The sequence below is a fragment of the Paenibacillus campi genome, from assembly GCF_034659835.1.
In the GTDB taxonomy this organism is placed as follows: Bacteria; Bacillota; Bacilli; order Paenibacillales; family Paenibacillaceae; genus Saccharibacillus; species Saccharibacillus campi.
The window spans coordinates 221,077-236,813 of the sequence record NZ_JAXSQZ010000008.1; the positions used below are offsets into that span (position 1 = coordinate 221,077).

Here is a 15,737-nt window from a genome sequence, read left to right on the forward strand (position 1 = left end):
AGGGATTGCGTCCATCTGAACCATGCACAGTTCAAGCAGGATTCAGATGGACGCAACCTTACATCTTCCTGAGACAAGTCACTAGTACGTTGACCGAGTTAAATGTTCATTTGGATTGTGTACTGAAATGCTGATCCATGCGACCTTAAAACAGATTCAATACTCAAATCAATCTCGGTCAAGGTACTAGTAGCTTGTATCAAATACATTTACGGTTTGTCGATCTAGCCATTGCTTGATGATGAATAGGTTAAGGTACGTTCAAACACAATTTCCATTTGAGACAGTCTACTAGTGCTCAGACCAAGTTAAATTTAAACTTTGATTGTGTACTGATGTCCTCATCCATAATAGCTTGATCCAGCTTCAAAACTCGAATTCATCTCGGTCAAAGTACTAGGGAGTGTACGCCAACTCGTAGGCTGGGAGAAGAAAATAAGGGTAAGGACGGACTTTAGTGTTTGCGGTTTCCAAACACGAGTTGCACTGAAAAGAAGTTTTTGCGCAGCGAAATAGGCTACAGATTTGAGCACGGGAATCTACATGTACTCCTTATCCGTAGATTCCTGTGGGAGACGGGAATCCATCCCCTTATTCCGTACCGCAGTGGTTGTTGCCAAAGCACATCCTATATTGCGCACATACGATCCAAATATGATACACTGATGGTTATAACCAAACGTATGATGCATGAACTAATCCGGCGCGCAGGCGACTGTCTGCCGTCTTAGTATGCAACCGGGAGCTGACTTGATTATGATTCATGAATTCGTGCTGGAAGCCGATTGGAAAGGCGGACGCAATAGTGAAGGTACAATCACAGCGGGCAATTTACAAACCGCCATTTCAATCCCGCAGCCGATGGGCGGGCCTGGTATTGGCACCAATCCGGACGAGATGCTGCTTGGTGCGGCGGCAACGTGTTATATCATTACACTTGCGGCGATGTTGGAACGCTCAAATATCGCTGTGCAGCGATTGACGATGCGTTCGGAAGGTTATGTCGATGTGACGAACAATATTTTCACCTATCGTGAGATCATTCATCGTCCGCAAATCGTACTTCAAGCTAGCGCGACTACGGCTGAACTTGTCAAGACAGAGCTGCTTGCCCATAAAGCTGAGCAGTCCTGTATGATTTCCAGAGCGGTCGCAGGCAATGTACAGCTATCCACCATCCCTGTGATCGAGCAAGCTAGCGCAGAGGGTTAAACATCGTTGCACTTGCCTACTTGTATACGATTTGCGCACATAGGCAGCCGACTAACGATCCTCAACATAATAAATCGATCACAAAACGATCATAGAAAAGAGGAAACGAACTATGAAAACGAATTTGCCACTGTCTCCACTTGTAGCTGCACTTGAGTTGAAGCCCCATCAAGAAGGTGGTTGGTATCGTGAAATGTGGAAAGCTTCGTTTGAGATTCCACAAAGCATTTTACCAGAGCAGTATTCCGGGCCGCGCTTTTCAGCGACATCGATTTATTTCTTGCTGCATGCCGATGAAACATCGGATTGGCATGTCGTGCATTCGGATGAGCTGTGGCTTATTCACTCTGGTGGTCCACTAGAGCTAACGCTAGGCGGCAACGGCGAACAGCCGGAAGAAGGCGAAAAGTTAATACTCGGTCTAGATATCGAAGCCGGACAACAGCCGCAAGTACTCATTCCAGGCGGCGTATGGCAGATGGCTCGTCCGCTTGGCGATGAGCCGGTATTCGTGTCCTGTGTAGTCGCGCCTGGCTTCCACTACGATGATTTCAAGCTGATCGAGCGTTAAGCTAGTCATGCATTGGCATACGCTTGCCCAATTGCTGGCGATCATCCGACTCGGGCAAAAAGCGCGCACGATCGATCATATGCGGATTGTGATGCGTACTACGGCAGGTCTCATTTGGGCAGAAGGCAGATGGAAAGGGCAGCCGGTACAATTGCAAGAGCATCTGTTTTCCGATCTGTGGACGATCTATGAAGACGATGATACATTGCACTGGTTGCCACAGCGAGAGCAACATGAAGCGCGTACGCTGGAAATGTTGGAGAATCAATATGTAGAGTGGCGCGCGGCAAGAATGACAGAATCGTGAATAGTTCAGGTTGCCGCTAACCGATCGATCTGTGTGCCTGTCTTATAGCTATGGAGCGCTACGAACGAAAGCCCGGCAATAACGCTTATTGGCGTAGTTTCATGCGTCAATAGCACGTTTAATGACTCCGGTATGCATGTTTGGCATGCGATCGGAGTCTTTCTTTATGGATTTATTTAATCACCTCGGTTAAAATAAATATTAGTCATCTTTTCCAAATATTCTCTAAGTTCGATAACGAATCATATTATTTTTTGGAAATACGATGTAGCGCGGCAAAGTTCATGGTATGATCGAAGAATAGCATCGAACTTTGTCGATAAAATGGTTAATGCACTTATCTATCCATGCATAAATACGAATGCCAGAGATGGTTTCATATCGCCGCATATTCATTTTCAAGTGCTGATATAAATGGGGGTAAGACTGCTAATATGAAACAGCGCAAGAGCCTGTTGCCCAAACCAATTCCGGTAACGATCTATATACTGGTTAGTATGGCTGTTGTATTGCTAATCGTTAATACGACCTATTATTTTTCGACACGTAGTGCACTTATTGCGGTGCAGGAGCAAAATATGCGTGTAATCGCTGAACAGATTCGCTCCTCTATCAAGTTATCGCAAAATGGTGAGGAGTTCGTTGAGAACTTAAACGGTGAAAATCTTCGCATGGCAGCGCAGGCGATTCAAGCGACGCTTGGCAGTCGTTTGGCGCCGATTACAGATGACCAGCTAGCCAGTCTTGGCAAAAAGATCGGCGTTGACCGGATTACGTTGTTTCAGCAACAAGGCAACAATCTCATCGCTGTTCGTTCGTCTGATCCGAGCGATCTGAGTCGCTGGAGCAAATGGCGTAGCGATTGGCTCAAAGCGGTACAACAGCTGCTTCGCAAACAGGAGCCAACCGTGGATTTTGGACAGAAATTGCCTCATTTCTGGGCTGCGCCGTTGGTCGCTTCAGACGACGAAGCTTCGGCTACGAGCGAGAAACTCGGCTTCTATTATGATGGCTCGACCGATTATGTGATCAGCGTGTATATGGATGATCAATCGGTGCGACAGTATCGTAAAGACACCGGTGTCGAAGCGGTCATTCGCGAGATTTTGCATGGCGAGACGAATCGCCAGACGATGGGGATTGCGATTTTTAATCCGCCGATCTTTTTGGATCAGGCGAATCAATACAATTCGCGTGGTGTGATCTGGTACGATGAAAATCAAACGCTGAACAACGATTATTCGTACAAAAACGCTACCGATCGCGACAATGTGCGCCAGGTGAATCGAACGAACCAGGTGATTTCGGTTACCGAAAAGTATAACAATCAGCAAGTGCTAAAAACGTTTATTCCGGTCGAACTTACGTATCCGGCGATCATTATGATCGTGTCCGATCTGACCGACGTGCAGCAGACGCTAAATGAGCAGCTCATTTTGATCTCGATTACGATTCTGCTCTGTTCCATGGTGATTATTGCGCTTGTGCTTGGTGTGATTGCAATGCTCAATCGCCGTACCGAAGCGGTGGCGCAAAGTGTACAAAATGTATATTTGGAAAATATCGATGCCTTGTTTAACTCGATCAAAGAGCAGCGACATGATTTTAACAACCATGTGAATACGATTCAGTTGTTAGTCAAAATGAAAAAGTATGACGATTTGTCTGCATACACCGCCGAATTGGTCGGTGAATCGATCGCGATGAACCAAATTATTAATATTAATCTGCCCGCGATGTCTGCGCTTATTCAGGCGAAGATGACACAGGCATACGATCGTAAAATCAAGTTTGAATACGAAATTGCCAATCTCAAATCGGTACAGTTTGGTACGGTTAAATCTACCGAACTCGTCAAAATCGTCAGCAATTTGATCGATAATGCATTTGATGCAGTGCTGGAAACAGACAGACCGGAAAAGGTCGTACGTGTGACCGGGCAGATCAAAGGCGAGCAATTGACTTTCACTGTAGGGAATAATGGCAATCCGATTCCCGAAAAGCTAAAACAGCAAATTTTTGAAGCAGGCTTTAGCACAAAGCCGCTCAATCGCAAAAATTCCGGCTTAGGACTGGCGATTGTTACCAAAATATTAAAAAAACATCGCGGTAGCATTATGGTGGAAAGCGATGAGCAATGGACGGAATTTTCGGTTCGTTTGCCGATGTGATGAGCTGGTCTGTAATTTAACAATGTCCACACAATAAAAGACCCGGTATCCATTTCTCTCATAGGGGAGCTGTGGATACCGGGTTTTGTTGTTTGTTATTTAGCGCCAAGTACGCTGCTTGGTGAAGGCGTTTGGGTCGATTTTGACTGTTTGCGTTTGCCAGCAGAGCCGGTTAACCATTGTCCGCCTGGAAGGCGAGCTAACAAGCTGGTTAGCGCAATTGCCGCCGGCGCGACAACCGCAAACGTCAAAAACGTCCACGGCAAATGCATATCGGTCAGCACCAGTCGGCGTGTCCATGACGCTACACCAGCCAAAATAAGCGCATGAGACAAGTAGCCGCCAAACGAATAGCGTCCACACCATTGTAAAAAACGCGTCATCACATGTTGCTGCTGTGATAACAATATCGCCAGCCCATACATAAGCAGCAATTGCGATACGACCAACACAAATGTAGTCGGCTTCAAATACGTCGATACATTCAAATCGATCGCTTCGGTCGAATGTCGAAGCAGATCATAACCAAGCCAGATGTACATGCCAAGAAAAACGAGCGTCGTCCACGGCAATAGTCGTAACACGATATTACGCCATACTTGAATCGCTGAACCGCATACCGCACCAAGCACAAAATAAAAGAAATAAAACACAAACTCACTTGTCCGGTAATTCAGCAACGTCTGCACAATCCCGCCTGCATCCCAAAACGGAAACACATCATAACAAAGCCACATCAGCCAGCCATATGCTACCGCCAATACGACTAGCATAAGTACAATCCGTCTACATTGCTCTGCTGCCGTATGCCGCTCTAACAGATGCGTGCGAAATTGTCGCGCCAGCCAGCGAAAAGCCGGAAATAGCATATAAAACTGGAAAATCATAATGACAAACCACAGATGATAGCCATTTGTCGGAACAACCAGTTGCTGCAAAAACGACCCTATACTGTCCGCCGCGAGCAGCGGTTTATGCTCACTTAAACGTGCCATCAGCCAATAAATAAACGTCCACACTACAAACGGCACATAAATATCACCGATCCGTTTCCATAATACCGACCGATACGGTCTGCCCGCACCGTACTGATAAAATAAAATCGCCCCCGCCAAAAAGACGAATGTCAATGTGCCAAAACGGGTAAAGTGATACAGCATACCGAGCATAATCGAATCCGGCGGCGTAATATCACTGCGGTAAATATACTCTCCAATACTATGCTGCATGACGACAGCGAGAAAGCATAAGCCACGTAGCAGTGACCATTCGTTAATGCGCTCTTTTGTCATGAATTCACCTCTATTTCAGTGTTTGCGATTTTCAAACACATAGTGTAATAAACAAGGTTTTTGCGCAGCAAAAGACTATACATCCTCTTTATCAATAACGAAACCGTATACCAGTTAAACAGTCTAACAAAAGAAGATGAATACAATATGAAATGTTAACGAGTACGTGCAAACATAATGTTGCCTATTTTACTATACAGTAGAAAGAGGGACTAAAGTCCTTTTTTAGCATAGTTATTTGACAATTGGAAAAATGAGTCGTTATGATAGAGATACATTTTACATGAGGGAGGTTTGGAAAATATGATCTTGGATACGGGAATAACTATAATTCGCAGTCAGCATTTCGATCGTCCGCTAACGGATGCGCAGCATCACAACTATTCAGTTTGCTATTTGACAACCGTATATTTTGAGTCATCATTTTCCAGCCTCCAACGGACGACATAATCTTCAATATACCGAAAGTATAGTTTGACGGGTATGATAACAGAGCAGTCATAACGTAGTATACGATGCGAGGATCAGGTGTGCAAATGCGCCTGATTATTTTTATGGGCAAAAATGACAGTAGGCGATGTTCACGCTAGCGTGCCACTTGGTGCGATAAGTGCATTTGTGTTATTAGGACAGTCGCTGGATCAGATCGGCATATGCGATCCATGTATGCGATGATGCGGCATGTTTCAAACCGCGTACGCTTGATGTGCCAAGTCATACAAAATATAAACCTGTAAAGCAGCGAAGCGTATCCAACGTATACGCCGCCCATGTATCGTAAACGTAGCTTTGCTCGCTTTTGCTATACTGTCGGTATTTATTTGAACATTACAGTTGTATAACGCTAACGCAGTCGCTTATGTGCTCGCTATTCAGTGAAGACAGAGACGACTGACCGTACAGCCGTAGCCCGCAGGAGGGTTGCGGCTTTTTTGTTGGAATTAGGGATGACGAGCTGGACATACCAGACGGCAAGTTTACGGTTGGTTTGATTTTTGAATGAATGCTCGCTCGGATTAGCACATAATATTCGATCGTATTAGGGTATGTACGCAAACTCGTCGTTAAATATACCGTTTGAGCATCATAATACAGAAAAGAGGACAGTTTTTATGATATCTAATGCTAATTCCTATATTCATCAGGTACGGTTACCTGCTGGTGACCTGAACGTATATGCCAACCCGGAGCTGTTTGCCGGGCTGGATTATAAAGTGTTTGAAATGGCAAACAACAATTTGCAAATTCCAGGTATTCGGTATATGGGTTATACGCCGGATGTGCATGTCGGTGTCGGCACATGTATCGGCACGACAGCGGTGTGGGATAATGAAGACGGTATCGTATCACCGTCGATCGTTGGCAGCGATATCGGCTGCGGGATGCGCGTGCATTTGACTAATTTGCACCGTGATGATCTGCGCGAAGTGAAGCTACGCCGGAAGCTGGTGCGGGCGATCGAAAAATATTTACCGATGGAATCGCAGCAGCGTGGACATTTTGCCGATTTGCGGTTGGAACATGTCGTGCGTAACGGACTGAAAGGATTGCCAGGCAAATATGTGCCGGACAGCTATACACCGAAACAGGCAACGTCGCTAACTCATGTGGAGGAAAGTCGGTTTCAGTTTGACGAACAAGTGCTGAACGGGGTGAGTGATCGCGCTTGGCATCGCGGACATCGTCAACTGGGCACACTTGGCGGCGGGAACCATTTTGCTGAAATTCAGGCGCTTGAAATTGCCGAAGACAATCGCGCTATTGCCGAAGCATGGGGGATGTATGATGGACAGATCGTCGTTATGATTCATTCCGGCTCGCGTTCATGGGGTGGCGGCATTAGTCAGGACAGCAATCCAGCGATGATGGCAGCGATGCAGCGGCTTGGGCTTGGCACTGCCGATCCGCGGCTGGCGTTTTTGCCGCTCTCACATCCGGAGGCGCGTCATTATGTGAATTTAATGTATTCAGCGCTCAATTATGCGACTGTTAATCGTCATCTGATTGCGTTTGCGATTCGTGAAGCGTTCCGCGATGTGTTTGGCAATACATGTGAGCTGCGTACGCTGTACGATCTGATGCACAATTATGCCTGGTCGGAATATCGCGGTGATGAAGCGATGTTTGTACACCGTAAAGGGGCGACACGCGCGTTGCCTGCTGGTCATCCGGGCAATCCGAAGCCATATGCCCAAACTGGACATCCTGCATTGATCCCTGGTTCGATGGGCACATCATCGTATATTATGGTCGGTCAGCCTGGCGGCGAATCGAACTATTATTCGATCTGCCACGGCGCCGGACGTATACGCTCGCGCTCGGCAACAAAACGGCTGGTGAAAGTGGACGAGTTTGCTAGCTCGCTCAAAGTAGGTACTGACGATGAGATCGTCGTCAATCAGCGCTCGCTCGAAAGTATACTCGATGAATCGCCACAGGCATACAAAGACGTCGATCAAATTATCGAAAGCGTCACCGGAGCAGGTTTAGCCGCTGTTGTCGCCCGCTGCCAGCCGTTAGCGGCGATCAAAGGCACGAATTAACATAATACATTGACCGCGTTAAATGTTAATTTTGGTAATATGCGTTGCCGTTAGCAAAATCACAGTTGAATCGATCTGATGTGCTCATGATGATGTTGGAAAATGATACATCGTAACAGTTCGTTTGAACTTTCCTGAACTAGTTCATCAATAGGGCTAAAATGAACACTACCTACCGACGATTTGATGAACACAAGTCACTAGGTTTAATATGTATCAATAGGTATGTAACAAAAAGATGTATAACAAAAATTCGTCGCCAAGCTAGTAGCTTGTCTCAAATTTATCCAGGGATGGCGTTCGTCTGAATGTTGCACGGTTCAAGCAGGGTTCAGATGGACGCAACCTTACATCTTCCTGAGACAAGTCACTAGTAGCTTGTCTTAAGTACATTTAGAGTTTATCACTATAACAATCGCTTGCTGATGACTAGGTTACGTTCAAACATGATTTTCATTTGAGACAGCCTACTCACTCCGGCGATGATGACGTTTTAAATGTCACAGTGGGCGCTTAACGACATACAATCATCCCTGCTGTATAGGTTACGAACTCAAGCGCTACTTAAACGGCATCGAATCGGTATGTTTTACAGATGCACTTCTTTCATGTAAGTACATGTTTGCCTTACAAAAGCGTATAATTGAATAATATATATGGGATTGGCGGTATCATCATAGTAGAGGCGGTTTTCCGTTGCTGCAAATGACGGTTTTGCACTAATCCTGCTATACTGCCATGCTGCCATCCCATCCACGCTCTAATTTGGAAAAAGGCGTTGCCGAACAAGTTTGGATCAACTGTTGTTACACGTATCATCGCTACAATCGTTAAGTATGCAACTAACAAAGGAGGGTAACGGTTTGGATTCTATTTACCGTACCAGTAAAGAAACAGCGCGTCATACTGCCCATGAGCAGAAGTACGCGATCATTCGATATGATGAGCAAAACCCGCATCAACCTGCTCGCTATGCCGATTATGCCCGTATTATTGCAGGCATCGAACAGCGGCTGTTGGAGCGGTACGGTGTAACGTATACGCTATATGCGAGCGAGGACCCGAATGTGGAATATTGGACATTGTTGGAGGAAGACCTGCGGCAAGCGTCCCCTCAAGTTGAGCATGTGACCCGTATTTATGACCGGCTGGAAGAATGGACATTTGAATATGATGGCGATAAACCGGAGCCGGATTTTGATGTGCATCGGTCTTTGAAAAATAATGTGTTTGTGTATCCGCAGGCAGGTATCGCGCTCGCCCGCATGCCTGTGTTTCGCGAGCATGGGATCAGCAATGATGATCTTGTATTTGCTGTAAGTGATCAAGCATTGCTCGCTTTTCTCGCGGATGTGCGTGTGCGTCAGCGTGAACAAAGTTTAAAGCGGGTGACCGTATTTACCGATGGACGTCATGGCATTAATCGCCAGCTAGAGCCGGTCAGCCGCGCCGTATTACGCGACGATGTGATTATGCCGGCTGCGATTAAACAGGATATTTATCGTTCATTGGATCGTTTTTTTGCGGAGGATCGCAGCTTTTACCGCAAATACGATGTACCGTACAAACGCGGCATTTTGCTGTACGGTCATCCAGGTAACGGCAAAACGACACTCGTTAAATCGATTGCTGGCAGTGTGCCCGGCCCGGTTGCGTATTGGCAAATTACCGAGTATACGAGCAGCGAGTCGATCGAGGAAGTATTTGAAGCGGCTGGACGAATGATGCCGATGGTGCTGGTGATTGAAGATATCGATTCGATGCCGACGGAAGCGCGCTCCTTTTTCCTGAATACACTCGACGGGGCGACTTCCAAAGAAGGTATTTTCCTAATCGGTACGACCAACTATCCCGAGAAAATCGATCCAGGTCTGATGAACCGTGCCGGACGGTTTGATCGTGCGTATGAGATTACATTGCCGGATGAGCAGTTGCGCCTCGAATACTTCCGCCGCAAACGCCTGCATGAGTTTGCCGGTGATGAGACGGTGGTTGAAGCAGCACGTATGACTGAAGGGTTTACATTCGCCCAGCTAGGCGAGCTGTATGTGTCGGCTGCACTACGCTGGCATGAAGAAGGCAAGCTGGATATGCACGAGGTCATTCAAGGTTTGCGCGGTGAGCTGGATAAGAGCCGTAAAGGGGTATGGCTGCACAATAGTGAAGGGCGCGTCGGGTTTCATTTTTAAAAGTGGAGTCTGGTATGTGCTGATTGTGCAACACTAAACCCTAATACAGACTTGAAAATTAAACAGAGCAGCGAATTGCTAAGCGGTTTTTGAAGAAATAAATATTCTTCAAAGTAACCGGAGTAGCAACGCTGCTCTGTTTTTTGTGTGAAATACGCTCATTTTGAAGTGATGAATAGCAATATCTGTATTTTTATACGTTATAAATAAAGAAATAAGTTTGAATCGTGCTTGTTTTGTGTCGGATTAGCTCATGCCGGTTTCGCTGTGAACGTAGCAGCAGACAGGGCTGTACGCATGTGCAAGAAGGTTTATTTTTGTAAGTAAGATCATTGTTGTGTTAATAAACAGGACGATCATATCGGTGATAACTATGTTATTCACTGCATATTGGATAGCGGTCTATTTATATAGAATAAATGACAGTCTACATTTATAATTGGGTTTATCAATAAAATTATCATAATTTTCCATACAGAAAGGGGAGCGATAGCGTACATACGTTTTTGTGTCGTTTAACTGCAACTTATTAAATTGCATTAAAATGGTTTAGTCGGAAATTGAGCATAGCTAGAACGGTTTGCTTGATCGACAGCTCGGTTGGTAGATCAATATTGCATGATGACGTTTTTTATGTTGAAAGCGATTATAGTTATTTGGACTTAAAAAATGGGGATGACTGGCGAGTGGTAAACGTGAGCGTTGGCGGTTCGCCTTCGTCTTCATTCGCCAAAACTTACTTTTGTTTAGGATGACGATGCTGATCGATCGTCCAATAATATCGTAGTTCGATACTATTGTTAACGTGTGCATTTCATGAATATGATTGAATGAGGAGGAGCAACCGATGATCCGTTTTCCCAATGTACGACGCCAATATGCCTTTCATTTTAAGCTGGCACTTGCCGGTGTAGCGCTACTGTCTGCGGTTATTTCAGGTAGTTATGAGGCAAATGCGGCTGCAACAGGCGGTTATGCGACAACGACAGGTTCCAATGAAGCAGCGGTAACCGTCACGAATTTGACTGAGCTGGAAAATGCTTTTAATGCGGGCAAGCATCATATTGTGATTAAAGGTAATATTTATGGCGGCACTACGCCCAAAACATTTACTTTTGCCAGCACGAAGTGGAACAATACGACGATTGAAGGTGCACCTGGCGGTGGAGCGGTGCTGCAAAATATTCAGCTTAAATTTAGCGGTGAGCTATTGCCAGCAGGCACGAATATCGAAAACGTTGTCGTCAAAAATATTACGTTTTACGGCAATATTAAAGACTTGCAAAATCTGTCCGGCGCCGATACACAGCCTGGCGGTATCGGTACCAACTATCTCGGCATATCGTTTCGACGCACGAACAATATTTTGGTCGATCATGTAACGATGTACAATATTAGCGATGATTTGTTTTTGATTTCACAAGGTTCGGATTATGCGACCGTCTCGAACAGTCATTTTTATTTTACCGATAGCTGGCTTCATATGAATCCGAATCCGCTCTGGAATTGGGTCGGTACGAATCAAGACCTCGCCTCCGAGCGCCTAGCGATGATTATCGGTTCAAACAAAAATGATTCACATCAATATGGCGGCGGCAAGCTACATGTGACATTGCATCATAACTGGTTTGGTCCGAATATGAAAGGTCGTCCGCTGCTGCGCGGCTATGTGCATATGTATAACAATTATTTTGATAATAGCACACAGCCAAGCGGCAAAAACGCTAAAGGTTTCCCGCAAGAGCAATATAATGCCGCTCAGATCGGCAGCGGTGGCACGATCTTCTCGGAAGGCAATTATTTTTACAAAACGAACAACAGCCACCAAGTCGGACTGGATAACGGTTCGGATGGCTATACATTTTATGAACGCAAAAATGTGTACAATCAGACGACCGGCACGAATGCACAAGGAGCCGCTTTTCCGGGCACATCGTTCCCTTATAGCTACACCGTGGGCGATGCAGCGGGAATTCCTAGTACTGTGCAAAATAATGCGGGTCCAAAATGAGCGACAATCGATGCTGTTCGTGTAAGCTTTGTACTCATTTATAATAACAGTAAAATGAACGATAACAGTACACGAGGCTGTGAATCGACTGGCTGAAATTTGAGCGCAGTTTATTTAACCTGTTGTAGGGCTATGTATTGGGCAAACTGGCAGAATGGTTCATTATCGCATGTGTGATAGGTGGAATGGATATTGACAAGTGTGTACAAGTCTTTTAAGCTAAGTTTAAATCAATAATGACATGTGAAGCACACATGATTCCTAGGTGGGGATTATGTGTGCTTTTTAGTTGTTTCGGTAAGGTTGGAAGGAAACAGAAAGGTGGGGAAGGGGAAGGGGAAGGGGGTTGTATAGTTTGGAGCAGATGAATGATCGTTTACGGTTGTCAGTGGATAGTTTCGAATCACTTCATTTCGAATGACTTTATTTCGAATGACTTCATATGGAGTCGAAATGGTTTGTTTTATGTTCACCAGTCATTTTGCCAGCGTAGGCTGATGGGGCGTGCAAAAAAGGATGTTAATGGACAAATGATAACGAGATAACTTGAACAAATGATCTTGAAAAATGATGAAGAATGAACACGTATATATTTGATGTCCTAATATATTGCAATTAAATTATAAAAACTGGATGCACTACCGATAAAATGAAGAAGGATCACCTGTACGATCTGTCCTTGTTACGATACGTACGCTGTATGAGTTGACCTTACGTATCGTAATATGTAGCCGTACATAATGAGATGAACTTGAGGAGGAATTGAGCATGACAAAACAAACAACTGTAGCACAGCAGGTAACAGAGAACAAAGGCGCGATGGAAAGTGGGAAACGGTACACGATGGCGAATGTGAAAAAATCAATCCCGCCGCAGCGGCTCGCGAACATGATGATGGTGTCATTGGTGGGAGTCAGTCTGATTGCAAGTGCTGTACTTTTGTATCGTCCCCATACGACAGCGGCGGCAGTCCCAACATCTGCTATCGAAGTGCTGCTCCATGCGCGTAAAATGGCATTTCCGGATGCCAAACCTTTTCAAGATGAGCACGATGCGGTTATGGTGCCTATTCGTTTTATTTCGGAAAAGCTAGGCGCACAGGTCGGTTATTTGAATCGGAGTGGACAGCAAATCGTAACGCTACAAACGGCTCAGCATAGCGTGACACTGACGGTCGGCTCAGCAACAGCGGTAGTGGATGGGCAGAGCAAGACGTATGATAGCCAAATTATAGTGAAACAGCAGCGGACGTATGTGCCATTACGGCTGGTGAGTGAAGGGTTGGGACAGACGGTGGAGTGGGATCAGGTGGGGAAGTGGGTGTGGATTGGGGGGAAGGATGTGCCGACGCTGGAGGAGTTGAATTTAAAAAAGCAACCGATTTCTACAGTGAAGAAGTATTTTGATCAAAATAACAATGAATATTTTTTGAAAAACTTATCTAGAAGCCCTTACAAAGATGTAATCATTATGAAGCAATCAGATTTTCCAATCAAAGTTGACGATGTGATCATTTACGATATTCAGCCCGTGTGGATCGATGGAATGCAACTTTTCCGCGTTCGTACTAACGGTAAGAATTATCCTATTGCTTACTTAACAACTAAACAAGATTATCGTGATCGTTCTGCGATAGCACAACTGAAAACTAAAAATTCAGATGGGTCTGCTTTTTATTTCTTCAAAATTTTTTCTTGGGCTGACTCAGATTTGCAGGGAATCGTTGATGCTACACCTTTAAGTCCAAAAGATTTAGATTATATTTCGATTCAGTATGTTTCTTTGGATTCGATGTTGCTTTTGCAGAATCCGTGGAAAGAATAAGATGAGCGGATTTATACGCTGGGTACAGCGATATGAACGTCTGGTTGCAGTCGTAATGGTTCTATTGTTAGTTGTACCGCTCTTTGCACAAATGAATTCTAAAAGTTATGCAGCTGAAGGAGCAGCAATTACACCGTTGAAATACTACAAAGATAAAGACATAAATACAACACAAGCGAACTACCGTTACTTTGTAGGCATGATGTATTACGACATGTGGAAAGGTTCTTCCTGGGAGAACAATAAGCAACCTCAAACAGGAATGCAAGGTTTAGCTCAACAAACATACGCTTTTAACTTTCCTAATCGGACAGTCAAAAGCGTTGAAGCGAGCATATTTAATCCAGATGATCCAAAGCAAAGTGCTAACAGCGACTTATTGATGGAATATTTTACAGATTCTCGTTCTGATAATTGGGTAGACTATTCCAAATATATAAGTAGCACAACTGTTAATGAGTCTATCGATTTTACTCCTTCAGGTATTGGAACAGATACAGCAAAGATACCATTAGACCTTCTAATTGGTTTAGATACGAATTCTAAGCTAGTAGAAGACATCACCTATACTTGCGGTAACCGTTGCAATGATGGCGTCAAAGGCTACCGCATCTACGCAGCAGTCCTGTTCCAAATCGAACTCACAGCCGACCTAAGCGTCCATTACAAAACGATCGACGGCAAATCGCTTAACGACATCTTCCCGCCGCGCATCGAACACATGAAGCCAGGCACTACATATGAATTCCAACCCCCAACCCATGAAGGTTACACCTATGCCGGCTACAAAAAAACAACCGATGGCAGCGATCCGTCGACAGCACAAGCGATCACCAAAGGACATCCGCCAGCTTTACAGCCGTATACCGGATCATTTGAACAGTATCGCATCTACCAATACTACGAAGTCGGACAACCGTGTCAACCGGGTCAAACGAGTGCCGACAATGAACAGTGTGAAGATGAAGCGCCGGCTTCCGACGGAAAAGGAGGATGTGCGTATACGATCCTGCCGCCCATATCAGCCCAAACGATGAGTAACCAACAGCTAAACCCCGAAGCTGCCGCCCACATTTTGAGCGATGATCGGGCGAATGGACGGCATTTTGATGCGACCCAAGGCATACCCACGAGTGAATATGTGTACGCCAATGCGTGGGGATATGCGTATTTGTTCCAGCATACATTTGCCGAAAGGAAAGGCACGATCCGGTATGACTGCGAAGTGAGGGTACGGTATAGCCTCAAGTGGCAAGAAAAGAACAGCCGCAAAACATGGAGCACACGCACCGCCAGTGAGACCAAAACGTATACGTTTAGCTTCACACGTCCGTATGCGTACTGGCAAATTCAGCAACTGCAAGTGTTGGGCATCGCCCAAGCGAAAGTAACGAATCATGCCTTGCCCGGCGGTACCGTGACGCTGCCAGCCGCGCATTACATGCCGCCGACGTTAACGAAGGAAGCCAGTACGGAGGTGAAGGATCATGTGCGTCCAGCTAACTCTGGCTCGATGACGTATAGCCCGAGCACGCTAGATGGAGGGAAATCGGGTCGACCTTCGCTGCCGAATGACCAAAGCAAGCTTCAACATCAAGTAGACAGCCAGACCGATGA

Annotated in this window: 10 protein-coding genes; 9 read left to right on the forward strand and 1 reads right to left on the reverse strand. The window is 45.5% G+C overall.

The window, feature by feature from the left end; translation table 11 throughout:
* Positions 1–756: 756 nt before the first annotated feature.
* From U1I11_RS18065 to U1I11_RS18080, 4 genes are all read left to right on the forward strand, one after another.
* Complete coding sequence (locus U1I11_RS18065; RefSeq protein WP_322907525.1) at positions 757–1,212, forward strand: OsmC family protein; 456 nt, start codon at positions 757–759, stop codon at positions 1,210–1,212.
* A 112-nt stretch (positions 1,213–1,324) separates the two neighbouring features.
* A complete protein-coding gene (locus tag U1I11_RS18070; protein ID WP_322907526.1) occupies positions 1,325–1,783 on the forward strand; it encodes a cupin domain-containing protein in 459 nt (152 codons plus the stop codon).
* A gap of 7 nt (positions 1,784–1,790) precedes the next feature.
* Entirely contained in the window at positions 1,791–2,090 is a 300-nt protein-coding gene (locus U1I11_RS18075; protein ID WP_322907527.1) for a hypothetical protein, read from the forward strand.
* A 434-nt stretch (positions 2,091–2,524) separates the two neighbouring features.
* On the forward strand, positions 2,525–4,261 hold the full coding sequence (locus U1I11_RS18080) for a sensor histidine kinase (RefSeq protein ID WP_322907528.1): 1,737 nt from the start codon (positions 2,525–2,527) through the stop codon (positions 4,259–4,261).
* 95 nt (positions 4,262–4,356) lie between these two features.
* Here U1I11_RS18080 and U1I11_RS18085 read toward each other — a convergent pair whose 3' ends face one another.
* Positions 4,357–5,553 (reverse strand): acyltransferase, encoded by a 1,197-nt coding sequence (locus U1I11_RS18085; protein ID WP_322907529.1) that lies wholly within the window; start codon positions 5,551–5,553, stop codon positions 4,357–4,359.
* Positions 5,554–6,665: 1,112 nt separating this feature from the next.
* Here U1I11_RS18085 and U1I11_RS18090 point away from each other — a divergent pair.
* The 5 genes from U1I11_RS18090 to U1I11_RS18110 form a co-directional block, all read left to right on the forward strand.
* Entirely contained in the window at positions 6,666–8,096 is a 1,431-nt protein-coding gene (locus tag U1I11_RS18090; protein WP_322907530.1) for an RtcB family protein, read from the forward strand.
* A gap of 872 nt (positions 8,097–8,968) precedes the next feature.
* Positions 8,969–10,285, forward strand: coding sequence for an AAA family ATPase (locus U1I11_RS18095; RefSeq protein WP_416235636.1), 1,317 nt, complete (start codon positions 8,969–8,971; stop codon positions 10,283–10,285).
* Positions 10,286–11,132: 847 nt separating this feature from the next.
* Entirely contained in the window at positions 11,133–12,296 is a 1,164-nt protein-coding gene (locus tag U1I11_RS18100) for a pectate lyase family protein (protein ID WP_322907532.1), read from the forward strand.
* 768 nt (positions 12,297–13,064) lie between these two features.
* Positions 13,065–14,120, forward strand: a complete 1,056-nt coding sequence (locus U1I11_RS18105) for a copper amine oxidase N-terminal domain-containing protein (RefSeq protein WP_322907533.1) — start codon at positions 13,065–13,067, stop codon at positions 14,118–14,120.
* A 721-nt stretch (positions 14,121–14,841) separates the two neighbouring features.
* The coding region (locus tag U1I11_RS18110) for a DUF5704 domain-containing protein (protein WP_322907534.1) at positions 14,842–15,737 on the forward strand (896 nt) is incomplete at its 3' end.

Excerpts from the sequence above, each read along its gene's own strand:
- U1I11_RS18080 (WP_322907528.1), top strand. The coding sequence starts at position 2,525 with ATGAAACAGCGCAAGAGCCTGTTGCCCAAACCAATTCCGGTAACGATC.
- U1I11_RS18085 (WP_322907529.1), bottom strand. The coding sequence starts at position 5,553 with ATGACAAAAGAGCGCATTAACGAATGGTCACTGCTACGTGGCTTATGC.
- U1I11_RS18065 (WP_322907525.1), top strand. The coding sequence starts at position 757 with ATGATTCATGAATTCGTGCTGGAAGCCGATTGGAAAGGCGGACGCAAT.
- U1I11_RS18070 (WP_322907526.1), top strand. The coding sequence starts at position 1,325 with ATGAAAACGAATTTGCCACTGTCTCCACTTGTAGCTGCACTTGAGTTG.
- U1I11_RS18100 (WP_322907532.1), top strand. The coding sequence starts at position 11,133 with ATGATCCGTTTTCCCAATGTACGACGCCAATATGCCTTTCATTTTAAG.
- U1I11_RS18090 (WP_322907530.1), top strand. The coding sequence starts at position 6,666 with ATGATATCTAATGCTAATTCCTATATTCATCAGGTACGGTTACCTGCT.
- U1I11_RS18075 (WP_322907527.1), top strand. The coding sequence starts at position 1,791 with ATGCATTGGCATACGCTTGCCCAATTGCTGGCGATCATCCGACTCGGG.
- U1I11_RS18105 (WP_322907533.1), top strand. The coding sequence starts at position 13,065 with ATGACAAAACAAACAACTGTAGCACAGCAGGTAACAGAGAACAAAGGC.